Origin of the sequence: Streptomyces sp. NPDC059989, from assembly GCF_042736975.1 — a bacterium.
Lineage (GTDB): Bacteria > Actinomycetota > Actinomycetes > Streptomycetales > Streptomycetaceae > Streptomyces.
Window position 1 is genome coordinate 87049 of the sequence record NZ_JBHWUO010000018.1, and the last position, 24927, is coordinate 111975.

General features: G+C 69.9%; 19 protein-coding genes. 11 read left to right on the forward strand and 8 right to left on the reverse strand.

The features are described from left to right. Positions 1–11: 11 nt before the first annotated feature. Positions 12–440, forward strand: a complete 429-nt coding sequence (locus ACFWBN_RS18295) for a hypothetical protein (RefSeq protein ID WP_385177775.1) — start codon at positions 12–14, stop codon at positions 438–440. Between the two features lie 416 nt (positions 441–856). Here the strand turns inward: ACFWBN_RS18295 and ACFWBN_RS18300 are convergent, their stop codons facing one another. After that, on the reverse strand, positions 857–1306 hold the full coding sequence (locus ACFWBN_RS18300) for a hypothetical protein (protein ID WP_385177777.1): 450 nt from the start codon (positions 1304–1306) through the stop codon (positions 857–859). Between the two features lie 137 nt (positions 1307–1443). Between ACFWBN_RS18300 and ACFWBN_RS18305 the strand changes: the two genes are divergently transcribed. The 4 genes from ACFWBN_RS18305 (at position 1444) to ACFWBN_RS18320 (ending at position 6002) form a co-directional block, all read left to right on the forward strand. Continuing rightward, positions 1444–2538 (forward strand): hypothetical protein, encoded by a 1095-nt coding sequence (locus ACFWBN_RS18305; RefSeq protein WP_385177779.1) that lies wholly within the window; start codon positions 1444–1446, stop codon positions 2536–2538. After that, entirely contained in the window at positions 2535–3722 is a 1188-nt protein-coding gene (locus ACFWBN_RS18310) for a toxic anion resistance protein (protein ID WP_385177781.1), read from the forward strand. Before ACFWBN_RS18305 ends, ACFWBN_RS18310 begins: the two co-directional genes overlap by 4 nt. An 89-nt stretch (positions 3723–3811) precedes the next feature. Next, entirely contained in the window at positions 3812–5392 is a 1581-nt protein-coding gene (locus ACFWBN_RS18315) for a substrate-binding domain-containing protein (RefSeq protein WP_385177783.1), read from the forward strand. Further along, positions 5379–6002 carry a hypothetical protein gene (locus ACFWBN_RS18320; RefSeq protein WP_385177785.1) on the forward strand — a complete coding sequence of 208 codons (624 nt, stop codon included), beginning with the start codon at positions 5379–5381 and terminating at the stop codon, positions 6000–6002. Before ACFWBN_RS18315 ends, ACFWBN_RS18320 begins: the two co-directional genes overlap by 14 nt. 167 nt (positions 6003–6169) lie before the next feature. Here the strand turns inward: ACFWBN_RS18320 and ACFWBN_RS18325 are convergent, their stop codons facing one another. Next, positions 6170–7996, reverse strand: a complete 1827-nt coding sequence (locus tag ACFWBN_RS18325) for a phosphoenolpyruvate carboxykinase (GTP) (RefSeq protein ID WP_385177787.1) — start codon at positions 7994–7996, stop codon at positions 6170–6172. 211 nt (positions 7997–8207) lie between these two features. Here ACFWBN_RS18325 and ACFWBN_RS18330 point away from each other — a divergent pair, with 211 nt between their 5' ends. Then, positions 8208–8885, forward strand: coding sequence for a hemolysin III family protein (locus ACFWBN_RS18330; protein ID WP_385177789.1), 678 nt, complete (start codon positions 8208–8210; stop codon positions 8883–8885). 103 nt (positions 8886–8988) lie between these two features. Here the strand turns inward: ACFWBN_RS18330 and ACFWBN_RS18335 are convergent, their stop codons facing one another. From ACFWBN_RS18335 to ACFWBN_RS18355, 5 genes are all read right to left on the reverse strand, one after another. After that, positions 8989–11349, reverse strand: coding sequence for a galactose oxidase-like domain-containing protein (locus ACFWBN_RS18335; RefSeq protein ID WP_385177911.1), 2361 nt, complete (start codon positions 11347–11349; stop codon positions 8989–8991). Between the two features lie 50 nt (positions 11350–11399). Then, on the reverse strand, positions 11400–12569 hold the full coding sequence (locus ACFWBN_RS18340; RefSeq protein ID WP_385177791.1) for a glycosyltransferase: 1170 nt from the start codon (positions 12567–12569) through the stop codon (positions 11400–11402). Positions 12570–12575: 6 nt separating this feature from the next. Continuing rightward, positions 12576–14324 (reverse strand): ArnT family glycosyltransferase, encoded by a 1749-nt coding sequence (locus ACFWBN_RS18345; protein WP_385177793.1) that lies wholly within the window; start codon positions 14322–14324, stop codon positions 12576–12578. Next, on the reverse strand, positions 14321–15631 hold the full coding sequence (locus ACFWBN_RS18350) for a glycosyltransferase (RefSeq protein WP_385177795.1): 1311 nt from the start codon (positions 15629–15631) through the stop codon (positions 14321–14323). Before ACFWBN_RS18350 ends, ACFWBN_RS18345 begins: the two co-directional genes overlap by 4 nt. A gap of 244 nt (positions 15632–15875) precedes the next feature. Further along, positions 15876–17930 (reverse strand): thioredoxin domain-containing protein, encoded by a 2055-nt coding sequence (locus ACFWBN_RS18355; RefSeq protein WP_385177913.1) that lies wholly within the window; start codon positions 17928–17930, stop codon positions 15876–15878. A 208-nt stretch (positions 17931–18138) separates the two neighbouring features. Between ACFWBN_RS18355 and ACFWBN_RS18360 the strand changes: the two genes are divergently transcribed. From ACFWBN_RS18360 to ACFWBN_RS18375, 4 genes are read left to right on the forward strand one after another with little or no spacing between them, the layout of a single operon-like run. Continuing rightward, positions 18139–18882: an NUDIX domain-containing protein gene (locus tag ACFWBN_RS18360; protein WP_385177797.1), complete on the forward strand. Its 744-nt coding sequence runs from the start codon at positions 18139–18141 to the stop codon at positions 18880–18882. Further along, a complete protein-coding gene (locus tag ACFWBN_RS18365; protein WP_385177799.1) occupies positions 18883–20046 on the forward strand; it encodes a purine phosphorylase in 1164 nt (387 codons plus the stop codon). Beyond that, positions 20043–22025: a hypothetical protein gene (locus ACFWBN_RS18370; protein WP_385177801.1), complete on the forward strand. Its 1983-nt coding sequence runs from the start codon at positions 20043–20045 to the stop codon at positions 22023–22025. Before ACFWBN_RS18365 ends, ACFWBN_RS18370 begins: the two co-directional genes overlap by 4 nt. A gap of 24 nt (positions 22026–22049) precedes the next feature. After that, positions 22050–22589, forward strand: coding sequence for a hypothetical protein (locus ACFWBN_RS18375; protein WP_385177803.1), 540 nt, complete (start codon positions 22050–22052; stop codon positions 22587–22589). Between the two features lie 70 nt (positions 22590–22659). On the opposite strand, the gene ACFWBN_RS18380 is transcribed toward ACFWBN_RS18375, so the two are convergent. Then, positions 22660–23496 carry a helix-turn-helix transcriptional regulator gene (locus ACFWBN_RS18380; protein ID WP_385177805.1) on the reverse strand — a complete coding sequence of 279 codons (837 nt, stop codon included), beginning with the start codon at positions 23494–23496 and terminating at the stop codon, positions 22660–22662. Between the two features lie 122 nt (positions 23497–23618). Here ACFWBN_RS18380 and ACFWBN_RS18385 point away from each other — a divergent pair, with 122 nt between their 5' ends. Then, positions 23619–24857, forward strand: a complete 1239-nt coding sequence (locus tag ACFWBN_RS18385; RefSeq protein WP_385177915.1) for an MFS transporter — start codon at positions 23619–23621, stop codon at positions 24855–24857. The last annotated feature ends 70 nt before the right edge of the window (positions 24858–24927 follow it).

The window sequence follows — 24927 nt, forward strand, 5'->3', positions numbered from 1 at the left end:
GAGGCCACCTCATGTACGAGCCGATCCGCCCCAAGTCGGTCGTCCACCGCATGGGTGGCAGCCCGACCGAGCACGACTACCCGCACCGCAGCCGCGGCGAGGCGCTGGACATCCAGCTCGCCGGGCACCTGGCGGCCCTGCTCGCCGTGACCGACGAGCTCGGGCCCGGGTTCGAAGAGGGCGCCGCAGACATCGCCGCCCAGGTCACACGGCTGCGGGGGGCCCAGCCGGCCCGTGCGCCGCAGCAGGACCCTGCCGCCGCCGGGGACCGTGCCGTCGCCGCCCTGCACCAGCGGGCGCACGACCTCGCCGCCCGCGCGCTGCTCGTCGCCGCGTCGCGCGCCGACACCACCGTTGCGATCCTCGCCGCCGAGCGGATGAACGTCCACGCCGCCGCCCTCGCGTCCCTGGACTCCCGGGACCTGGCCGGCGCCCACTGACGGCCCCGGTCCGGGGCCGCGGAGGCTCCGGACCGGGTGCCACACCCCTGCGGGGGGCTCGGCGGACTCCCTCGGGGTTCCCCGATCCCACCTGCGCGCCACCCCTCCTGGGGCTCCGCCCCAGACCCTCCCCCAGACTCCGTCCGGGGGGACCCCCACGCCTCAAACGCCGGCGAGGCTTGATCTGCCTCCGGCGGCGCCTCAAACGCCGGCGGGGCTGAAGATGCCGCGCAGCGGCACATTCAGCCCGCCCGGCGTTTGAGGGCACGGGCGCGGAGCGCACGTACGGGTCCGGGGCGGAGCCCCGATCTTGTGCCCGCACACACGAACCCAGGCGGGGCAAATCCAGCCTCGCCGGCGTTTGAGGCGCGGGGGTCCGGGGGTAGCGCCCCCGGCAGCGGCGCCGCACCCGCGGGTCAGCTCCCGGGGACTGCCGTCAACGCGAAGGTCGCGCCGGCGACTCCGCACCAGGGGGTCGTCCCCGCCGGCCAGACCGGCCCGATGGCCTCCGCGTGTTCCGTCGCGGCCGACGCCACTCCGGGGATCTTCACCAGGGACTGGGCCGCGCGGCCGGCCGGGTCCGGTGGGGAGGAGTCGCGGAATTCCACCGTCACGATGTACTCGCCCGGGCCCTCCGGGCGGCCCGCCGCCTCCACCGGGGCCACCACGCGCCGGCTCGCCGGATCGATTCGGCAGCCGGTGACCCGTACGTATTCCGCCGCCGCCCGCGGCTCGGCCGCGACCGGGCCGCCGCCGCCGCTGGCCCACACGTACAGCCCCAGCGGGGCGAACACCAGCAGTCCGGCCAGTGTCACCAGACCCACCAGCCAGCCCTGCCACTTCAACGCGCTCGTGCTCACGCCCATGGCACGATCCTCCCGGGCTGCCGCCCCACCCACCAGCACCCGCGGGTTCATACAGCATTTCGAAGTGGGACCGCCTGGACACCTGACGTTCATTCAACTCGCCGGGGAATGTGGGTTTCCGCGAGCAGTCTGCACCTGTGAGACGCAACCTAGGAATCGTCCTGGGCCTCCTCCTGATAGGCGGCGTCATCTTCGTCGCCTTCTTCAAGGGGCAGGAAAACCCAGAACCGCCGGCAACGAAGACCGTGCGTGGCGTCATCGGCTCGGAGAAGTCCGAATTCTTCCACGACCCCGACGTCGTCAAGGCCCTTGCCGCCAAGGGCTACACCGTGAAGACGGAGACCTCGGGCTCCTGGGCGATGGACCACCTCGCCCTCAAGGAGTTCGACTTCGCCTTCCCCAGCAGCAGTGAACCCGCCAAGGAGGTGGAAGCGGCCGCCGGGGTCAAGGGCGCCCAGGAGACCAAGCCCTTCTACTCCCCGCTCGTCGTCATCGCCCGCTCCAACGCCGCCAAGGTCCTCGCCGACAGCAACCTCGCGAAGATGGGCGGCAAGAACTCCGGGACCCTCCTCATGGGCCCCTTCCTCAAGGCCGCCGCCGAGGACCGCACCTGGCAGCAGCTGCCCGGGTCCGCCGCGCACCCCGAGCTGACCGGCACCGTGTTCATCAAGACCACCGACCCGGCCACCTCCAACTCCGGCGCCCTCTTCCTCGCCGCCACCTCCAACGTGGCGAACGGCAACAACATCGTCTCCGACGACGCCGGCATCGCGCGGACCGCGCCCCTGCTGCGCAAGCTGATCTCCGTCCAGGGCGCCCTGGAGCCCAGCACCGACGACCCCTTCCGGGCCTTCATCAGCGGCAGCGGCGAACCGCTGATCCTGGTGTACGAGTCCCAGGTGGCCGCCCTGCTGCTGCAGAAGCAGGATCCCGGCGACATGGTGGTGCTCTACCCGGACACCACCGTCAACACGGCGCACACCTTCGTCCCGCTCGGCGACAAGGCCAAGGAACTCGGCACCCTCCTCGCCACCGACCCGAAGCTGCGCGAGCTGGCCCTGCGCCACGGGTTCCGCCCGCAGGACGGCGTGCCCGAGTTCACCGCCGCGACCGCCCCGCACGCCGCGTACCTCAACCCCGCGCTGACCGGCATCCGGCAGGTCGGCACACCCACCGTCAAGATCCTGATGGCGCTGGCCGGCCGCGCCAAGGGCCAGGGGGACACACCGTGACACTGACACCTCCGGAGGACAGCCCGCTCGTCCTCACGGCTCCCGAGCCCGTCGCCCCCGTACGCCGGGAGCAGGCGGCTGGGCTCGTCCCGCTCCAGGACGGGGTACGGGACGAAATGGCCCGCCGGGCCGGGGAGTACGTCGGCACGCTCGCCGGGATCGACAGCCGCTCCCCCGAGTTCGCTCAGCGCATCGGCGAGATCGCCGGGCTCGGCGGCGCCGACATCCGCTCCGCCGCCCAGCAGTCCAACCGGATGCTGGAGCGGGCCGTACGCTCCCTCGGCTCCGACGGCGGCGGCGACGCCCAGGCCCGGGTCGCCGGCTCGCTCGTCGAACTGCGGCGCACGGTGGAGGACCTGGATCCGCGCGATACGCCCGCGAAGGGGTTCGGCAAGCTGCTCGCGAAGCTGCCGGGCGGCAACAGGTTCCGCGACCACGTGGCGAAGTACGCCTCCTCGCAGGCGACCCTGAACAAGATCGTCGGCGCGCTGCGCAGCGGGCAGGACGAACTGCGCCGCGACAACGCCGCCCTGCACACCGAGCGGGCCCGCCTGTGGGAGACCATGGGCAAGCTCCAGGAGTACGCGGTCCTCACCGAAGCCCTGGACACCGCCGTCGAGCAGCGGATCGCCGAGGTGGAGTACGCCGATCCGCAGGCCGCCGACGCGATGCGGGCGGACGTGCTCTTCCCGGTGCGGCAGAAGCACCAGGACCTGCTCACGCAGTTGGCCGTCTGCGCGCAGGGGTACCTGGCGATGGACGTGGTGCGGAGGAACAACGACGAGCTGATCAAGGGCGTCGACCGGGCGGCCACGACGACCGTCTCCGCGCTGCGGATCGCCGTGATGCTGGCCTCGGCGCTGGACAACCAGCGCAAGGTGATCGAGCAGGTGAACGCGCTGAAGGGCACGACGGAGGAGCTGATCCGGGGGAACGCGGAGATGCTGTCCACGCAGAGCGGGGAGATCCAGCGGATCGCGGCCGATCCGGCGGTGGGGGCGGAGACCTTGCGGTCGGCGTTCGCGGAGATCTACCGGACGCTGGATGCGATCGACACGTTCAAGGTGCAGGCCACGGAGAACATGGCGGCGACCGTGGAGTCCCTGACCGGGGAGTTGCAGACCGCCTCGGCCTATCTGGCGCGGACGCGGACCGTCTCGGCGCTGGAAGGCGGTGCCCAGTGAGCGAGCCGCTGCGCGGGGCCATTCCCCACCCCGCCCCTTCCCGAACTGGGGCTCCGCCCCAGACCCCGCTCCTCAATCGCCGGAGGGGCTTGATTGGTGCTCTGCTCGCCGTTGTCGCGCTCGCGACCGCGTGCACCAACACCGACAAGCACTCCGACCCCAAGCCGACCGCCTACAAGGAGGGCACGCTGCGGGTGCTGGCTTCCAGTGAGCTGGCCGACATGCAGCCGGTGCTGGAGCAGGCCAAGAAGGCCACCGGGGTCACCGTCAACCTGACCTGGTCGGGGACGCTGGACGCCGCCGAGCAGGTGGCGTCCGGGAAGGCGGACGGGAAGTACGACGCGATCTGGCTCTCCTCCAACGACTACCTGCGGCTGCGGCCCGAGGCCGTCGGGAAGCTCGCCAACGAGACCCCGGTGATGTCTTCGCCGGTGGCGCTGGGAGTGAAGTCCGAGGCGCTGGCCCGGCTCGGGTGGAAGCCCGAGGACGTGACCTGGTCGGCGGTGCACCAGGCCGTCTCCGCCGGGAAGCTGACGTACGGGATGACCGATCCGGTGCGGTCCAACTCCGGCTTCTCCGCGCTCGTTTCGGTCGCCTCCGGGTTGTCGGGGGCGCAGGCCGCGCTCACCGATGCCGATGTGAAGACCGCCGCGCCCCGGCTCAAGGAGTTCTTCGCCGGGCAGAAGCTGACCTCCGGTTCCTCCGGCTGGCTGGCGACCGCGTACGGCAAGCGCGGGGACGTGGACGCGCTGGTCAACTACGAGTCCGTGCTGCTGTCCATGAACCGGGACGCGAAGACGGGGCTGACGGTGATCCGGCCGAAGGACGGCGTCGTCACCGCCCACTACCCGCTGACCCTGCTGACCTCGGCCCCGGCCGGGGCCCGCGAGTCGGGACGGGCGCTGACGGAGTACCTGCGCGGGGCCGAGGCGCAGAAGGCGATCACCGCGCAGACCTTCCGCCGGCCGGTGGCCGCCGGGGTGACGCCAGCCGCCGGGCTGGACGCGGAGAAGCGGCGCGAGCTGCCGTTCCCGGGTTCGCGGTCGGTCGCCGACGGGCTGCTGGCCTCGTACGAGAACGAGCTGCGCCGGCCCTCGCGGACGGTGTACGTCCTGGACACCTCGGGCTCGATGGCCGACGAGGGCCGGATCGGGCGGTTGAAGACCGCGCTCACCGAGCTGACCGGGACCGGGAGTTCGGGGACCGGGGAGCGGTTCCGGGACCGCGAGGAGGTGACGCTGCTGCCCTTCGGCGACAAGGTGAAGCAGGTGCTGACGCACGTCGTCGAGCCCGGCAATCCGGGGCCGGCCCTGGACGCGGTCCGGGGTGACGTGAAGTCGCTCGAGCCGGAGGGGGGTACGGCCATCTACAGCAGCCTGGAGGCGGCCTACCAGCACCTGGGGCAGGGCAACGCGGACGCGTTCACCTCGATCGTGCTGATGACGGACGGGCAGAACACGGCGGGCTCGGGGGCCAAGCACTTCGACTCCTTCTACGCGGCGCTGCCCGAGGCGCAGAAGCACACCCCGGTCTTCGCGGTGCTGTTCGGCGACTCGGACCGCAAGGAGCTCACCCACATCACCGAACTGACCGGCGGGCGGCTCTTCGACGCCACCGACGGGAACGGTTCGCTCGACGGAGCCTTCGAGGAGATCCGTGGCTACCAGTAGAGCCGCCGGGGCGCGCAAGCTGCTCGGGTACCTGGAGTCGAAGAAGAACCTGGCCGGCTCCGCCTGCGGCGTGGCCGGCCTGGGCCTCAGCTTCGCCGGGGTCGCCGGGACGTACTGGCCGGTGGTGGTCGCCGGGCTGTACGGGGCGGGCGCGCTGATCGCCCCGCCGGACGTGGCGGAGAAGCCCGAGCCGCCGGACCTGCGCGAGGAGCTCGGCGTCCTGCGCGAGGACTTCGCTCGGCTGCAGGAGTACCTCGACGCGGTGGAGCTGCCACCGGCGGCGGGCGGCAAGCTGAGCGAGCTGCTGGAGCTGTACGGTGCGGTGCTCGATCCCGGCTGGGTCGCCGATGTCCTGGCGGGCGACGCCGAGTCGGTGCACGTGCTGTCGCGGGCGATCCGGCAGGACCTGCCGGACTGCGTGGACGCCTACAACCGGGCGCGCTGGTGGAACCGGCTGACGCCGGGGACGGAATCGCCCGAGCGGCACCTGGAGCGCCAGTTGTCGGTGCTGTACGACGAGGCGGAGCGGCTGACGGCGGCCCTGCGCGATGCGGACACCCGCCGGCAGCAGACGCACACGACCTATCTGGAGGACCGGGGCCGGTCCTGACCGGCTCTCCCGCCCATGAGAAGCACCTCATGGGAAACGCCCCATGAGAAACGCCCGGCAGGGGACATCCCGCCGGGCGTTCTCGTGTTCCCGGCCCGGGTGTTCGTGCACCCGGGCCCGGAGGTTCCCCAGCCCGGGTGTTCGTGCACCCGGACCGGAGGTCTTTGTCAGCCCAGGCGCTCGACGAGCGCGTGGTACTGGTCCCACAGCTCCTTGGGAGTGTGGTCGCCGTAGGTGTTCAGGTGCTCGGGGACCAGGGCGGCCTCCTCGCGCCAGACCTCCTTGTCGACGGTGAGGAGGAAGTCGAGGTCCTCGGCCGGGATGTCCAGGCCGTCGGTGTCGAGGGAGTCCACGGTCGGCAGGATGCCGATGGGGGTCTCGACGCCTTCGGCGGTGCCCTCGAGGCGGCCGACGATCCACTTCAGGACGCGGCTGTTCTCGCCGAAGCCGGGCCACACGAACTTGCCCGCGTCGTTCTTGCGGAACCAGTTCACGTAGTAGATCTTCGGGAGCTTGGCCTGGTCCTTGTCGGCCGCGACCTTGACCCAGTGGGCCATGTAGTCGCCCATGTTGTAGCCGCAGAACGGCAGCATGGCGAAGGGGTCGCGGCGCAGCTCGCCGACCTTGCCCTCGGCGGCGGCGGTCTTCTCGGAGGCGATGTTCGAGCCGATGAAGACGCCGTGGTTCCAGTCGAAGGACTCGGTGACCAGCGGCACGGCGGAGGCGCGGCGGCCGCCGAAGAGGATCGCGGAGATCGGGACGCCCTTGGGGTCCTCCCACTCGGGGGCGATCGTCGGGCACTGGGAGGCCGGGACGGCGAAGCGGGCGTTGGGGTGGGCGGCGGGGGTCTCCGAGTCCGGAGTCCAGTCGTTGCCCTTCCAGTCGATGAGGTGCTTGGGCGCCTCTTCGGTCATGCCCTCCCACCACACGTCGCCGTCGTCGGTGAGCGCGACGTTGGTGAAGACGGTGTTCGCGAACATGGTCTTCATGGCGTTGGCGTTGGTGTGCTCGCCGGTGCCGGGGGCGACGCCGAAGAAGCCGGCCTCGGGGTTGATCGCGTACAGGCGACCGTCCTCGCCGAAGCGCATCCAGGCGATGTCGTCGCCGATCGTCTCGACGGTCCAGCCGGGGATCGTGGGCTCCAGCATGGCCAGGTTGGTCTTGCCGCAGGCGCTCGGGAACGCCGCCGCGACGTACTTCGCCTCGCCCTGCGGCGGGGTGAGCTTGAGGATCAGCATGTGCTCGGCGAGCCAGCCCTCGTCGCGCGCCATGACGGAGGCGATGCGCAGCGCGTAGCACTTCTTGCCGAGCAGGGCGTTGCCGCCGTAGCCGGAGCCGAAGGACCAGATCTCGCGGGTCTCGGGGAAGTGCGAGATGTACTTGGTGGTGTTGCACGGCCACGGGACGTCGGCCTGGCCCTCGGCGAGCGGAGCGCCGAGGGTGTGGACGGCCTTGACGAAGAAGCCGTCGGTGCCGAGCTCGTCCAGGACGGGCTTGCCCATGCGGGTCATGGTGCGCATGGCGACCGCGACGTAGGCGGAGTCGGTGATCTCGACGCCGATCGCGGAGAGCTCGGAGCCCAGGGGGCCCATGCAGAAGGGGACGACGTACATCGTCCGGCCCTTCATGGAGCCGCGGAAGATTCCTTCCTGCCCGGCGAAGATCTCCTTCATTTCCGAAGGAGCCTTCCAGTGGTTCGTGGGGCCCGCGTCCTCTTCCTTCTCGGAGCAGATGAAGGTCCGGTCCTCGACGCGCGCGACGTCGGACGGGTCGGAGGCGGCGTAGTACGAGTTCGGGCGCTTGGCCGGGTCGAGCTTCTTGAAGGTGCCCTTCGCGACGAGCTCCTCGCAGAGCAGCTCGTACTCGGCCTCGGAGCCGTCGCACCAGACGACGCGGTCCGGCTGGGTGAGGGCTGCGATCTCGTCTACCCAGGAGATCAACTCCTGGTGCTTCGTCGGGACGGAAGTGGTGGGAGCCGCGTTGTCGCGCGCCACGATTGCTCCTTGTTGAGGGGTTTGTTTGGTGTATGCCCCGTGGGGGCCGCGACCCGGACGCTTCGCGCTCCGCTCATCCGGTGTCGACCGCACTCATCTGATCATCCGGTGCATGTGCGCATATGTCCAGGGGGCCTCTCACGTGAGCATCGCCACGTCCGTCAATCTTCCGTAAAGAGGACTAACCGAAACCTACGGACCCGTAGGTAGCATGTGGACCATGACTTCTGACCCCGCCGCCTTGCCGGCCGAGCCGGAGGCCAAGCCGCTGATGCGCGGCTGGCTGCACACCGGGATGTTCCCCGCCGTGGTGGTCGCGGGCCTGGTGTTGATGGCCTTCACCGACTCGACCCGGGCGCGCGTGGCCTGCGGGGTCTACGTCCTCACGGCGTGCCTGCTCTTCGGCGTCAGCGCGGTCTACCACCGCGGCACCTGGGGCCCGCGCGGCGAGGCCATCCTGCGGCGCCTCGACCACGCCAACATCTTCCTGATCATCGCGGGTACGTACACCCCGCTGACCGTCCTGCTGCTCCCGCCCTCCACCGGGCGGACCCTGCTGTGGGCGGTGTGGATCGCGGCCGCCGCCGGCATCGCCTTCCGCGTCTTCTGGGTCGGCGCCCCCCGCTGGCTCTACACCCCCTGCTACATCGCCATGGGCTGGGCGGCGGTCTTCTTCCTGCCCGACTTCATGCGGACCGGCGGCATCGCCGTCCTGGTCCTGGTGATCGTCGGCGGCCTGCTGTACAGCGTGGGAGGGGTCATCTACGGAATGAAGCGACCCAACCCCTCCCCGCGCTTCTTCGGCTTCCACGAGGTCTTCCACTCGCTGACCCTCGCGGCCTTCGTCGCGCACTACGTCGGCATCTCGCTCGCCGCGTACTCGCACTAGCGGCTCAGCCGCGTCGGCCGACCTCCCGACGGCGGCCCGCCACCGACAGGCGGTGGCGGGGCCGTCGAACGGGTGCTCTTCCCGGGCGGTCGGAATCCTGCGATCAGCAGGCGTACCCGTCCCGGTCGGCGTCGAGGCGCAGCGGGTCACTGCCGTTGACCTTCATGCGCTTCGGGTACTGGTGGGCGGCCAGCCAGTCGCAGCGGGCCTTCGTCGTCTCCTTCACCTCCGCCGGGAAGCGGGTCGGCACGCACAGGTTGACCGTGCCGTAGTGGCGGTCGCAGCCCGCCACGCTGGGCGCGACCGGGACCGAGTCCCGCTTGCCCGGGTTCGCCTTGGCGGGACCCAGCTTGTCCGCGAAGGTGTGCTGGTGCGCCGAGGGCTGCTCCTCGGCGGCCGCCAGGGCCGGGGCCCCGCCCACGTGCACCCACTGCGCGATCGACGGGACGCCGTTCGCGTCGACCGCGAAGAGCATGTACCAGCCGGGCGGCGCCAGGTTCGGGTTGCTGGTGACGTTGAGGTCGATGGTGGTGCCGTTGACGACCGTCATCGGCAGGTCCACGAACCGCTGGTTCGGGTCCGAGGAGTGGGTGACCGCCGCCGGCCGGATCAGCTCCGCCTTGGCGACCGGCCGGTTGACGGTGATCCGCTGCGTGTCCCCGTACACCCACTGCGTGTCGATCACCGAAGTGATCTGCGGGCGGGCGCCCTTGAAGAGGTAGGGCGGGGTGTAGATCGACACGTTGTGGTTGTAGGTGCCGTTGCCCGGGTTGTCGCCGACCGACATGACCCGGCCGTCCGGCATCAGGAACGACGCCGAGTGGTAGGTGCGCGGGATCGGGTCGGCGGCCAGGCCCGCCTGGTAGGTGTTGGTCACCGGGTCGAAGAACGAGGCCTCGAAGACCGGGTCGGCCCGGTCGTGCAGCCCGCCGCCGGTCTCCAGCACCTTGCCGTCCGGCAGCAGTACGGCGGACACGTACATCTTGCCCTCGGCCCCGGTCTGCGGCCGCTTGCCCGCGCCCGTGTCGACGAGGCCCTGCGGGAGGTCCGGGCCGGCCGTGTAGGCGGGGCTCGGCTTCTTCAGGTCGATGATGTCGGTGATCCGGTTCGCGGCCGGGTTGGTCTCGTTGTTGCCGCCGCCGATGGTCAGGACCCGCTGGTCCTGCGCCGGGGGCAGCAGCACGCTCGCGGACTCGTCGCGCTGGTCCTTGTTCCGCAGGCCCGGCACGTCGGTGACGGTGTTGGCGTCGTAGTTGTAGACGGAGGCGCCGGTGCCCGGGGTGCCGTTGCCGAAGGTGTGGCTGCCCGAGTAGAAGAGCCGCCCGTCCTGCATGAGGATCATCGACGGGTACAGGCCCCAGTAGGACCAGGTCTGGTTGACCTCGTTCATCGGCAGCCACTTGTTCTGCGCCGCCGAGAACTTCTCCGCGGTCACGTTGCCCGTGGAGTCCTCCTTCAGCCCGCCGAAGGAGATCACGTCACCGTTGCCGAGGACCGTCGCCGACGGGTACCAGTGCCCGCCGTTCATGTCGTTGGTCTTCGTGTACGCCTCGGTCGCCGGGTCGAAGACGTACGAGTCCTTCAGCCCCTGGTAGCCGATCTTGCCGTCGGCGGACGGATAGCCCTTGTTGCCGCTCATCACCAGCACCCGGCCGTCGGCCAGCTGCACGTGGCCCGAGCAGAACATGTCCACCGGCGTCGGGACCGTCTTGAAGGACCCGTTCGCCGGGTCGTAGACGGCCGAGGTGAAGGTGCCCGCGTTGAACTGGGCGATGTCGTTGCCCGAGCCGGCGATCAGCAGCACCTTGCCGTTCTTCAGGACGACGGCGTGCATCGAACGCACCGGGTTCTTGGCGGGGATCACCTCCCACTTGCCCTTCGCGCACTCCTCCGCCGTACCCGAACAGGTGGGCTGCGGCGGGACCGCGCCCACCTCCTCCAGCGCGTAGTCGTCGGTGGTGAGCGTGCCCACCCCGTAGACCGACAGCCCCCACGCGATCTTGTCGGTGTTGGGCGGGACCGCCGGCGTACGGACCTCCGTGCGCGCCCATCCGGCACTGACCGGCGGATTCTGCAGGTCGGTCCAGTACTGCCAGGCCCCGGTCGTGGCCTCCCGCCGGAACACCGTCACCGAGACGTCCGGGGTGTTCGACTTGTACCAGGCGGAGAGGTCGTACTGCTTCCCCGGCGTGACGGACGGGGCGCAGGCGGTGTTCTCGGTGACCAGCGCCTTGCGGTCGCCGTTCACGCGGCGGGTGAGCGAGACCTTCATCGCCTTGGTGCCGCTGTGCGCGTCGGCGACGGTGGCGAAGGTGAAGTCGTTGTCGCCCCAGCCCGATTTGGACCAGCAGGACGGCATGTCGGCGCCGGGCGCGCCGGCGGTCTCGAAGCCGGCATTGGTGAGCAGATTGGGCGGTCCGGCCGTGGCCTGCTGCGGTGCGGTGAGCAGCGCCCCGCCGGTCATGGCGCCGATGGCCAGCAGGCCGGCCCATTTCCTCCGTACACGTTTCATGATCATCCCCTTTGGCGAGTGCGGCGCGGCAGGTAGACGAGGGCCTCCGTGGCGGCGAACCGCAGCACGAAGGTGGTGACCAGCGCGAGCGCGGTGGCGGGCAGCACCGCCATGCCGAACCGGGCGACGAACAGCGCGATGAGCGGGATCCGCAGCAGCAGGTCGGCATTGGCCAGGAGGGCGAAGCGCCCGACCCGGTCCGCCCAGTGGCGGTGGCGGCGCCGGTCACGGAAGAGCAGGGTCTCGATGAGGAGGAAGTTCCAGACCACCCCGGCCTGGTTGGCGACGATCTCGGCCGGGAGGTAGTGCATCCCGGCGTGCGTGAGCAGCCAGAGCGCGGCCAGGTTCGGCACGAACCCGGAGAGCCCGATCAGCCCGAAGCCGATCATCCGGGCCAGCGGGGTCGCGGAGCGCAGCGACGCGAGGTGGGACAGGAAGCGCAGGCCTTCCCTGGCGGTGGACTTGGACTCCCCCGCGAACCGCTCCTGGAAGACGAACGGCACCTCGGCGACCTTCGCCGGGCGGCAGCGCACCGCCAGCTCCAGCAGGATCTTGTAGCCGAGGGGCCTCAGGGCTTCCGCGGTGACGGCCGAGCGGCGCATGGCGAAGAAGCCGCTCATCGGGTCGCTGATGCCGCGCAGGGCGCGCGGGAAGAGCCCCTTGGTCAGCCAGGTCGCGCCGCGCGAGACGGCGATCCGGTAGCTCCCGGCGAGGCCGGCCCGGCTGCCGCCGCTGATGTAGCGGGAGGCGACGACGAGGTCCGCGCCGGTGCGCTCGCCCTCGCCGACGAGCTCGGGCACCAGGTGGGGCGGGTGCTGGAGGTCGGCGTCCATGACGACGATCCAGTCGCCGTCCGCCCGCTTCAGCCCTTCGACGACCGCTCCGCCGAGGCCGCCCTCGGCCGCCTCCCGGTGCAGGACCGCCACCGGAAAGGGGTGCTCCAGGGCCGCCTTCTCGATGACGGCCGGGGTGTCGTCCGTGGAGTCGTCCACGAACAGCACCGCGCAGGGCAGGTCGTCGGGGAGCGCGTCACCGAGCCTGCGCAGCAACTCGCCGATGTTCCCCGCCTCGTTGAAGGTCGGGATGATGAGGGTGACGCTGCCGGTCAGAGACTTCGGAGTGGTCAGTTCCGTATCGATCGGGGCAGGGAGGGACCACAGGTCCTCGCTCATGGCGGCTCAGCTCCCACTCTCGCGGTCGGTCCGGCGTATCTCGATGCGGTCCTCGCCCGAGCCGAAGACGGCGACGACCGTCGAATGCTCCAGCGCGGCCTTCACGTTCGGCAGGTCCACCGCGTCGCGGCGCACCGTGGGCGAGGAGACCACGTAGTCGATGTCCCGCCAGCCGCCCGGCAGGGTCTTGGTGACGGCGGGGTCGAGATCGGCCTTGTAGAACCAGATGGCGCCGAGCCCGGGCTCGAAGCCGCGGTGGACGGCGTCCAGCCACAGCGCGTCGTCGAGCAGGACGCGGGTCTTCGCCGGATCGGCGACCTCGCTCCCGAGCCAGGCCGCGGCCTGCCGGTACGGGGCGTTCGCGTCGACCGTGAGCGCGGTGCGGTTGCCGTCGTACCAGCGCGGCAGGACGTACACCGCGGCGGACACGGCGAGTACGCCGACCAGGACCCGGCGCGCCCACACCAGCTGCCTGCGCTCCCCGGCCGAACGGCGGCGGCGCAGTACGGCGTGCGTGATGCTGGCCGCGCCGCCCGCGAGGACCAGGGCCAGGAACGGCAGCGCCTGGATCACGTACATCGCCGGGAGGTAGCCGGAGGGCCGCATCGCGACGAGGCCGAGGATCACGGCGGCCAGCGCGGGCCCGGCGAGCGCGCGGGCGGTGACGGACCAGCGCAGGGTGGCCAGCAGGAGGACGGCTCCGGCCAGGCCGCCGAGCGGCAGGACCGTGTCGTAGTAGAGCCAGGACCGCAGGACGCCATTCGAACCGGAGCCGGCGGTGAGGATGAAGCCGGAGCCCGGCCGGCTCATCTGGTAGGTGATGCCGTCGACGAGCGAGACGTGGCCGGAGCCGGGCAGCAGCTCGCTGTTGAGCAGGGCGAACAGCGGGTACGCCAGCCCGATCAGCGCGCAGGCGGTGATGGCTCCGGTGACCGCGAACTTGCGGGTGTCGCGGTGGCTGTGGCGCCACATCGTCACCAGCAGCGCCGGGAGCACCACCAGCATCGTCTCCTTGGTCAGGACGGCGGTGGCGGCCGCCAGTCCGGACCCGAAGTGGTGCCAGAGGTGGCGGCTGGGCGACGCGGCGAGGCAGAAGGCCAGCAGCATCCACATCACGGCGAGGTTGTCGAGGAAGATCTCCCGCTGGAGCACGACGGAGAGCGGGGAGAGCCCGAAGAGGGCCATCGCGAGCCCGGCGGCCCAGCGCGGCAGCCACAGCCGGCGTGCGAGGACGTAGATCAGGACGGAGCTCGCGGCGGAGACCGCGAGCATCGAGAACCGCATCGGCGCGACGGTCATCCAGTCGGGCACGAAGAGGGACGGCAGGTAGGTCAGGCCCGCGATCTGGATCCAGCCCAGCGGCGGGTGGTCGTACCAGTACGTGTAGTGGGCGAGGCCATCACCCTGCTGGACCGCCCACGCCTGGGCGAGGTAGGTGCCCTCGTCGTCGCTGAGGGTGGGGAAGTTGGTGATGTTCCAGCCCTGGACGAGGACGATCACGAGCAGCAGGGCCCCGCACAGGAGCAGGTCGGGGCGGGAGCTGCGGAAGCGCACGAGCGGTCTGGCCGGCGCGGGCGGGCGGACGCCGAGTCCGCCGGTGCCGGGGCCGCCGCGCTGGGCGGGGACGCGGGGTTCGGTGGCGGTGGCCGTCGCCGCGGCCGCTGCCGTGGCGGTCGCCGTCGCCGTCGCCGGGGCGGTGGTCGTGGTGGCGGTCGGAGACTGGGGATCAGTGGCCGTGGGCAGGGTGGCGGTCACTGGTGGCTGTCCTCTCGGATCGCGGTGGAAGCGCCGGAGGCGCCGGACGTCGTCGCCCCGTCGAGGTGGGCGCCGGTGTGGCTGGTCAGTTCCCATTCGTTGCGGCCGCGCTGCTCGCGCCAGACCGCGCGGATCGCCGCGCCGGCGAGCATCACCTGGTAGAAGGGCCCGCCGACCACGAGCTTGACGTAGTGCGCGAAGCGGACGCGCAGCCCGTACTGGCGGCCGAAGTCGTGCAGGCCGACGATCTCGAAGACGAAGGTCACCATCGCCGTGATCATGGGGAGGAAGGTGATGATCGCGATGCCGACCGGGACGTCGAGGAAGACCGCGACGGCGAAGTTGACCGGGATGATCACCCCGGAGGCGGCCTGCATGAACGGGGTCATCAGCGTGTAGCGGGCCAGCCAGCGCTGCCCGCGGCCGGGCAGCTGCTGCCAGTCCTTCTTCCGGTAGACCTGGAGGAAGCCCTGGTTCCAGCGGGTCCGCTGCTTGAGCAGGCTCATCAGCGAGCCCGGGGTCTCCTCGCGCGTGACCATGTCGGAGTCGTAGGCGACGACGACCTTCTTGCCGACCGACGACAGCCGCACCCCCAGGTCGCAGTCCTCGGCGAGGCAGTTCTGGTCCCAGCCGCCCGCCTCGCGCAGCACCTCGGTGCGCACGAAGACGGTGTTGCCGCCGAGCGGGATGAAGCCCTTCTCGGCGTGCAGGTGCAGCCGGGAGCGGAACCAGAAGAAGTACTCCAGGCAGTTGCGCAGGCTGTACCAGCTGGAGTGGAAGTTGATGAGCTGGACCCCGCCCTGGACCACGTCGGCGCCGGTGGAGCGGAAGGCGTGGTCGACGTGGGCGAGGAGCTCGGGGTGGACCTGGTCCTCGGCGTCGAAGACCCCGACGATGTCGCCCCGGCAGTGCGGCAGGGCGGTGTTGAGGGCCTTCGGCTTGTTCTTGGTCTCGTGGTGGTCGACGACGACGCGGACGAGCCCCGGCGCCCGTTCGGCGGCCCGCGCGGCCGCGCGCTCGGCGACGGCGGCGGTCTCGGGGTCGTCGTGCCCGACGATCACGATGATCTCGTAGTCGTGGTGGCTCGACTCCAGCAGCCGGTCGATGGTGTGCTCCAGGACCGCCTGTTCGTGGCGGGCCGGCAGCAGCAGCGAGAAGGCCAGCCGGCTGCCCCCGTCGGGACGGTCGAAGCGGGTGGAGGCGAGCGTCTCGGGCGTCCGCCAGGCGTGCATCTGCCACCAGAGCGTGAACGCGGCAATCCCGAAGAGCGCGAGCGATATAACGGAAATGAACACAGACGTGTACAAACTGTCCCCCCACAGACTGCCGCAACCCCGAGCGGCGAACCGTGAAACCCCCCGGAGGCTCACGGCGGGCCCCCCGGCCCGCCGCCTCCGCTTCCCCCTGCGCGCACCCCCCAGTGCGCCGTCTCGGTGAGTACCGAACGACACGAGACTAGGCAGCGGAAATGAAAGTCAGGAGCCGTCCAGATAAAAACAACGTTTCTGAACAACCATGCGAGCAACCGGAATTGACGGTACTCCGGTCATTTCAGGGACGAACCGTACCCAACTGCTCCGCCAGTTCGACCGGATCCGTCGTAGGCCGCGCGCAGACGAAATGTCGACACACATACGCCGTCGGAAGGTCGCGTACGAGTGTGCGCTCGGCCAGGAGGGGGAACTCCGCCCCGCCGCCCTCCGCCGCATCCGGCAGCCCCGCGGCCACGACGGCCCCGGGAGCCGTCCCCAGCAACGCCGTTCGGTGCAGCAGGGCCCGCGCCGGATCCTCCGGATGGCCGACCACCGCGACCTCGCGGGGGCCGTCGAGGAGCGCCTCCGCGACCGCCAGCCCGTGCCCGATGAAGCGCGGGGCGCGCGGCCCGAGGGCGTGCACCACCCCGAGCGCCCTCTCGGCCGCCGTGCGGTGCGCCTCCGAGCCGGTGTGCGCGGCGTACGAGAGCAGCGCGCCGGCGGCGGCGGTCCAGCCGGAGGGCGCGGCGGTGTCGGTGGGGTCCTGGGGCCGCCTGATCAGCTTCTCGGCATCGTGCGCGGTGTCGTAGAGGGACCCGTCCTCGGCGGTGAACCGGTCGAGGACGAGGTCGACGAGGAAGCCGGCGAACTCCAGCCACACCCCTTCGCCGGTGACGGAGGCGAGGGCCAGGAACCCCTCGGCGACGTCACCGTAGTCCTCCAACACTCCGGCGTTGGCGCCCACTTGCCCGTCCCTGCTGGTCCGCGCCAGCCGGGCCCGCCCGTCCATGTGCACGCGGACGAGCAGATCGGCGGCCTCGGTGGCCCGCTCGACGAGGTCCGGCCGCTCGAAGAAGGCCCCGCACTCGGCGAGGGCGGCGATGGCCAGCCCGTTCCAGGCTGCGACGATCTTGTCGTCCCGCCCGGGCGCGGGCCGCGCCTCCCGCGCGGCGAGCAGCCGCGCCCGGATCGACGCGATCCGCTCCGCGTCCGCCGTCGGCCCGTCCTGGGGCAGCTGGAGCACGGACTTGCCGTGCTCGAAGGTCCCCTCCTCGGTCACCCCGAAGTAGGCGACGGCCAGGTCCCCGTCGTCCTCCCCCAGCACCTCCCGCAGCTGCGCGGGGGTCCACGCGTAGTACGCCCCCTCGACGTGCTTGCCGCTCAGCGGGTCCTCGCTGTCGGCGTCGAGCGCGGAGGCGAAGCCGCCCTGCTCGGTCCGCAGCTCGCGCACCATGAAGTCGGCGGTCTCCAGCGCCACGCGGCGGGCGAGATCCGATCCGGTGGTCCGCCACAGGTGCGCGTACACCCGGCACAGCAGCGCGTTGTCGTACAGCATCTTCTCGAAGTGCGGCACGACCCACTCCCGGTCCACGGAGTACCGCGCGAACCCGCCCCCGAGCTGGTCGTAGATCCCGCCCCGGGCCATGGCCTCGCACGTGTCGGCGGCCATCTGCAGCGCCCCCTCGGACCCGGTCCGGGCGTGGTGGCGCAGCAGGAACTCCAGCACCATCGACGGCGGGAACTTCGGCGCCCCGCCGAAGCCGCCCCGCGTGGCGTCGTACTCCCGCGTGAGCCCGAGCAGTGCCTGCGCCAGCTCCTCGGGCCCGGGCGTGCCGGCCTTCCCGTAGTCCAGCTGCCGCCCGGCCAGGTCCCGTACGATCCGCTGCGCCACCTCGGCGACCTCTTCGGGCCGCCCCACCCACGCGGTCCGCACGCCTTCGAGCACCTGCATGAAGGAGGGCATGCCGTGCCGGGGCTCGGGCGGGAAGTAGGTCCCGAAGTAGAAGGGCTCCGCGTCGGCCGTCAGGAAGACGGTCATCGGCCACCCGCCCTGCCCGGTGGCGGCCTGTACGGCCTCCATGTAGACGGCGTCGACGTCGGGGCGCTCTTCGCGGTCCACCTTGATGTTGACGAAGTGTTCGTTCATGTAGGCGGCGGACAGCTCGTCCTCGAAGGACTCGTGTGCCATCACATGACACCAGTGGCAGCTGCTGTACCCGACGCTGAGCATCACGGGCACCCCCCGCTCCCGCGCCGCCTCGAAGGCCTCCGGCGACCAGGGCCACCAGTCGACGGGATTGTCCGCGTGCTGCAGCAGATACGGCGAGGTCTCATGGGCGAGGCGGTTCGACATGGGCCCATCCTCGCGCACGAGGGCGACGGGTCCTGCCTGCGGCACAACGGTCCAGGCGACCAGACGAGGCTGCGGGCGGTGGGCGCGGGCCGGCTCCAGCAGGACGCGCACGCGGTTGACCACTCGGAGCACCTTCGCAATGCGGCAGCAGAGGTCGCATCAGCACCCTTCTTGTGCGAGTGACAATAACTGAAGTACCGTACAAGACATGCAAGCTGACGCATGGTCACCGACATCTGTGCTGTTGACGGTCGATCTCGTGATCCTGACGCTGCGCGAGGGCCGACTGTGCGTCCTCCTCGTAGAGCGGGGCGAAGATCCTTTTCGGGGCATGCGGGCCCTGCCCGGCGGATTCCTGAATCACGACGGTGAGGAGATCCTGGGCGCCGCCCACCGCGAGCTGAGCGAGGAGACCGCCCTGACCGCCGGCCGTGTGCATCTTGAACAGTTGGCCACCTACGGAGACTCAGGCCGCGATCCACGGGGCCGGGTCGTTTCCGTGGCCCACTTGGCGATCGCCCCGGAACTCCCCGATCCGGTCGCGGGAACGGATGCCACCGATGCCGCGTGGGTTCCCGCGGAAGCCATCCTGTCCGGCGAAGTGGAACTGGCCTTCGACCACCGCCGGATCGCGACGGACGGCATCGAACGGGCACGTACCAAGCTCGAATTCTCGGCATTGGCCACAGCGTTCTGTAGAGAAACTTTCTCCGTAGCAGAGTTGCAGCAGGTGTACGAGGCAGTTTGGGGTACCGAACTCGACACCCGCAATTTCTACCGAAAAGTCCAAGCGGCGAAGGGATTCATCATCCCTGCCGGCTCGGGCCGCAGGGCCACGGGAGGACGGCCCGCGCGACTGTACCGGGCCGGACCGAAGACCGTGTTGTTCCCACCGCTGATCCGACCTGCGCCATCCACGACGGAAGAGACAACAAGAGGGGAAGAGGAATAGATGTCGAAAGACCTGGTGGTGATTCTCACCGCCCTCAATCTCGAATACCAGGCCGTGCGCCGGAGAATGGCCAGTCCGCGATTACACCTTCATGAGCGTGGGACGCGGTTCGAGGTGGGAACCGTGCAGGGCACCTCATGCCGTATCGCGCTCGCTCTGACGAACAAGGGGAATCATTCCGCCGCAGTGATCGCTGAGCGCGCGGTTCAGGAGTTCTCGCCGGTGGCGGTGCTGTTCGTCGGCGTCGCCGGCGCCCTGTGGGAAACCGCCAGGCTGGGCGACGTGGTGATGGCGACACACGTGTACGCCTACCACGGCGGGACCAGCGAGGACGATGGACTCAAGGCCCGCCCCCGGGTATGGGAGGCGCCGCACGCCATCAGCCAGCTCGGCTCGCACCTCGCTCGCGTGAACGACTGGGCCGACGACGCACCCGGCCATGGGCACGCCCCGCAGGTGCGCTTCGGTGCGATCGCCGCCGGCGAGGTCGTACAGAACTCGAAGATCTCGGCCGAGGCGCAGTGGATCCGGCAGCACTACAACGACGCCCTCGCGATCGAGATGGAGGCCGCCGGTGTGGCACAGGCCGGTCATCTCAACGGGGCGCCGGTGGCGATCATCCGGGGAATCAGCGACCGAGCGGACGGCACGAAGAGCAGCGCGAAGGACCGTAGCCGGCAGCCGCGGGCCGCGGCGAACGCGGCGGCATTCGCCACACGGCTGGCCGTGGAACTAGTGGGGGAACAGATGCAGATCGCCATGCCCCGAGCAGACGGGGCCCATTCGGCCGACCGACGCGAAGAGCACGTCAGCAACACCGCCCATGGCAGCACCGTTGGCATCATGGCCGGCTCTGTCAAGGACAGCAACGTCTACTTGAACACGGACCCGAAGGTGACCGGCCCGAAGGACCTGGTCGCGGAACTGGACGGCTTTCGCCTGCACCTGATGCGTCACCACGCCGAGGGCGCTCTCGACGACGACACCTGCCGAGAGGCACTGGCCGATCTGGACTCTGCCCGCCGGGCTGCAAGGGAGAACACTCCCGAATCGTCCAAGCGGGCGGCCATGACACTCAAGAGGTTACGTGGCCTGGTCGCAGAGTGCCCCGTGCTGGTGGCCAAGCTGGCACCCCTGGTTGTTGCGGCGGGTGGCTCGGCATGAACGGCAGCAGTTTCACGCACAACTCGGCCGCATACGACTCCACCGTCGGAATCCAGGCCGAGACCGTACACAACTCCAATGTCTACTTCGTCCATCCGGATGCCTCTCCTCAGGAAAAGTACAAGGTGGGTGTGCGGCTCCTGGAGGATGGCATCTCCAGCCGCGCTCGCGAAATGATCACTGATGCGATCGCCCACGGACACGACAACGCAGAGGTCCGTTTCCACTGGGTGCTCGCCATGCTCAGTGGGCGCGCCTACCACGACCTCAACGCCGAAGAAGTCCAGCGGCTGCACCATGCCTCCCGGCTCGTACGGACCTACGCCGAGGGAGAGTGGAAAGACGCCCTGCGCATCACTTTCGAACTGCTGGCGATGCTCAGCACCGCGGACGGCGACACAGGGCTCGTACTGGAGCGGTTGCGAGCCCTGTCGCCTCACCAGCGCGAGGCGATCCTCCGCCACCTCGACCTCGTACTCGCCGGAGGGCTGAAGGACAGCCTGTGGGCGGAGAATCGCGAGCGGGCGGAGACAGATCGCTTCGGCAACGACCGGGTCCACCGGATCTGGGCCTACTTCGAGCCCGACCCCATTGGGCCACGGGCCCTGCAGCCCCGTCCGAGCACCGCTGCCGCCGCCCAGGCGGCCTTCCCGGTCCGAGCGGTCCTTTTCGTCATCAGCAGCGCGTTCCTCTGGATCACGGCGCTGGTCGCAGATCCCGCTGTGGCAGTCGTCGAATTGCTGGTGGCGCTCGGCGCGGGCCTGACTGCGACCCGCTTCGGCCGCCAATGGTGGTACCAGGACCGCGGACCGAACGCCATGACCGAGCCCCAGATCCCGCACATGAGCGATCCCGCCTCCCCCGGGGACGGGTTCACCGACCGCGTCCGTCACTCGTTCGATCACTATTTCGCGATCCGTGCGCCCCACGGATTCGCCCCGCACGAATGGCTCGGGTACACCGTCCACGTCCGCAACAGCCTCGCCGCCGAGATCGCGCTCCTCTACCGCGAGAGCCGAATCAGTGTGGACCGGGTCAACTGGTTGATCCGCCACCTCGCCGAGGACGCCCGAGACCGCCACAACAGCGGCACCCTGTTCGATCAGCGCCGCCAGAACCAGACTCCGATTGTGGCGAAAGCCCTGTCCGTGATCGCCCTCATCGCTCTCGGCATCACGGCTCTTACCGTGCTCGGAACAGCGGTCTCAGGTGACGGCGCATCGGGAGCTCTGCCGGCCGTCTTGGCCGCAGTCGGTGTGGTCTGGTCCGGACGCGCGGCTGCTTCCTCATGGCTGGAGGCCCGGCGCGAAGACCATCGACTGGTCAGGGAAACCCAGGAATGCCACGAGCGGCTGACCGCACGACAGATCGCGTACCAGAACTGGAAGTCGTTCCTGGACACCACGCGACCCAGTGAGCTGGAAATGGAGACCTGGCTCACCTGCGACAAGACGCTGTTCATCGACGAAGCGCTTCGGCACTACCAGCTCACCTGGCGCGACCTGATCACCCACACCATCCTGATGACACCCGCACGCCCCTACAAGCGGGGGCGCGCGAGGCGCGGTCCTTGGCGATACTCGCGCTACAGCTTCCGCCTGTTCCTGGTCACCCAGGATGGCGTTCGTGAAATCAGCTCGGAAATCGATTTCACCGACGGGAAGCGCGGCGGAAACGAGCAGCGCAGCAACTACCGGTTCGAGGCGTTGTCCTCCGTACAAGTGACGGAAAACGCCCAGATCGGCTACGACTTGGAACTCGTCCTCACCAACGGGCCGGCCAGGAATATTCGCGTCAAGGACGCCGACACCCATCAACTGGCGCCGGACGAAAATGCCCAGGAAATCGCTGAAATCAATCTCAATTCAGCTGGCTTCATTCACACCTTCCGCCTCCTGGAAGGAATCGCGGCGGACGGAAAAGGATGGATCGAACGAAACAACCCCAACAACCTGCCGTCCTTCCGTACTGCCGATTGAGTGCTCCGGACCCGAGCTTAGGAATTGGCCGTGACCACCACAGACGACGTCACCGAGAGCAAACTCCTGCTGGCCGAATACGACTGCATCAAGGAAGAGCAGAAGACCCGGATAGGGTTCCGTGACAATCTGCTCTACTTCACGCTCGCCGCAGCCACCGCGGCCGTGGCGATCACCGTCCAGAGCGGGCAGCCTCAACTGCTGCTCGCCGTCCCCGTGATCTGCCTGGTTCTGGGCTGGACCTACCTGGTCAACGACGAGAAGATCTCGTCGATCGGCTGCTACATCCGCGACCAGCTGGGACCGCGGCTGGGCGAGCTCACCGCCGCCCGCAGCGCAGTGTTCGGCTGGGAGATCTACCATCGCGACGATGCGAGCCGCACCACGCGCAAGCGACTTCAGACCGCTGTGGATCTGTTGACGTACCTGGCCTTGCCGATGATCTGCGTGACCGCATTCTGGCTCTCTCCCGCCGCTCAGACCCCATTTGTGATCGTCTCCCTCGCGCAGACGCTTGCCCTGGCCGTACTGGGCTGGCAGTTCCTGCGCTACGCGGAGCGGTAGCACCCCCTCTGACGCGATCCAGGACGTCCTTCGCGGCCTCGCCGACGTCGGTCCACACGACGTCGGCGAGTCACGAAATGGACCGCAGCCGGCCGTGGGACTGGCGCTGGAGTTGGTCGATGGCCCGGGCCGTTTGGTCGCACTCGGGAAGGAAGATGACGAGCTGCTGGTCATCCATGGGCAGTTCGAGCGTCTCGCGGAGCAGTCGTAGCTGCTGCCCGTCCGGGTGGTTGAGTCTGAGGACGCCGCGGCGCGGCACCACATGGCGGCCGAGGCGGTTGCTGAACTCGGGTCCGGCGGTGGGGATGAGCTCGGAGATGAGCCATTCGAGGTTCTCGAGGGACGGCGCCTGCCACAGGTCGAAGGCGTGTTCGTCCGCGATGTCGTCCCAGTCGGCGAAGAACGTCCGGGCGCGGGGGTCGGTGAACAAGTAGCGGTTCAGGTTCGGCTCGGCGCCGTCGAGCAGACCGGTGCCGCTGGTGATCGCGTGGTAGCCCGTGGTGTGGGCGAGGATGTCGCCGAGCCGGTTGGTCACGACGGCGACGCCGGGTTCGAGAAGGCAGAGTGTCTGCAGGACGGAAGGCCGCACGCGTCGGGGCGGTGGCACGGGCCTGATCTGGACCGAGCAATCGTCTCCGGCGATCTTCGCGAGGTAGCGCAGGTGGTTGCGCTCCGAGGTGTCGAGGCAGAGTGCGTCCGCGAGCGAGTTGATGACCGTGGGCGATGGGTTGCGGTCGCGCCCTTGCTCGATACGGGCCAGGTATTCGACGCTGATACCGGCCCGGGTGGCGAGGTCCAGGCGGCGGAGCCCGGGTGATCGGCTGCGGCCGTGTCTCTGCAGGCCGAGGAATTCCGGCTGGATGCTGTCGCGCTTGGCTCGAATGAACTTCCCCAACGGCGTGCCCATACCGCCAGGTTACCGGTGTCGGCGGGTGAGTCGAGGAGGCGTGCGGCGCCGAGGGTGGCCCTGCGGGGGCTAGCCTCAGTACGGCCTGGTTAGCGCCACCGTGAGACTTGATGATGACGGTCATGGAGACTAAAACGACACGTCGTTCCGGACAGGTGTTACTGGTGTGGGGGTTGCTCGTGGCAGCAGCCAACCTCCGGGCGAGTTTGACCGGTGTCGGGCCGTTGCTGGATCGCGTACAGGCCGAACTGGGGTTGGCCCCGGTCGCCCTCGGCCTGCTGAACACACTGCCCTTGCTGGCGTTCGCGGCACTCTCCCCGATGGTGCCCCGGCTTGCCGCGCGGTGGGGACAGGAGCGGCTCCTGGGCGGTGCGCTCGTCGTGCTGACGCTGGGGATCGCGGTGCGGTGGCTGCCCACGGCGGTCGGCCTGTTCGCGGGAACCGTGCTGATCGGGGCGGGCATCGCCGTGGGCAACGTCCTGCTGCCGAGCCTCATCAAGCGCGACTTCCCCAACAAGGTGGGGCTGCTGACCAGCGCCTACGCGACGGTGATGGGTGGTGTCGCCGCGGTTGCGTCCGGGGTGGCGGTGCCGATCAGCGAGATCGCTCCGGGTGGCTGGTCCACCGCCTTGGGGTGCTGGGTCCTGATCGCGCTGGTGGCCGTGGTGCTGTGGCTTCCTCAGATGCGCACTGCGCCGCCCGCCGCGCAGGCGGCGCGCGGGCAGCACCGGCTGCCCTGGGGGTCCGGCCTCGCGTGGGCGGTCACGGCGTTCATGGGGCTGCAGTCCTTCGGCTTCTACGTGGTCGTGACGTGGCTTCCCCAGATCTTCCAGGACAACGGCATCAGCGCGGCCACGGCCGGATGGCTGCTGTTCCTGTTCCAGGCGGTCGCGGTGCTGACCAGCCTGGCCGTGCCGGGCGCGCTGCGCTGGGCACGTGACCAGCGCGCCCTGGCGACGATCTGTTCGGCCATCCTGCTCCTCGGCTACCTGGGGCTCCTGGTGGCCCCGGACTTGGCGCTGCTGTGGAGCGTCGTCCTCGGCCTGGGCGGCGGGGCCTGTCTCGTGCTCGCGCTGGCGTTCCTCGGCATGCGCGCCCAGGACGCGGCCGGGGCCGGCGCGCTGTCGGCGATGGCGCAGTCCATCGGCTATCTCCTTGCCGCCGCCGGACCGGTGGTCATCGGGCTGCTGCACAGCGTCAGTTCCGGCTGGCAGGCGCCGCTGGTGCTGGTGTGCGTGGCCGCGGCCGCCCAGACGGTGGTCGCGCTGGTGGCCGGGCGGGGCACGGTGCGGCCTGCCGAGGTTCAGGAGCCCGGTCGGGTACCTGCGGCGCCGGAGCGCGCCTCGTCGCCCGGGCACTGATCGTCCGGAAGTCGCGGTATCCCATGCACCACAAACGGGGGAGGATTTGTCAGATGATCACGCTGACCGA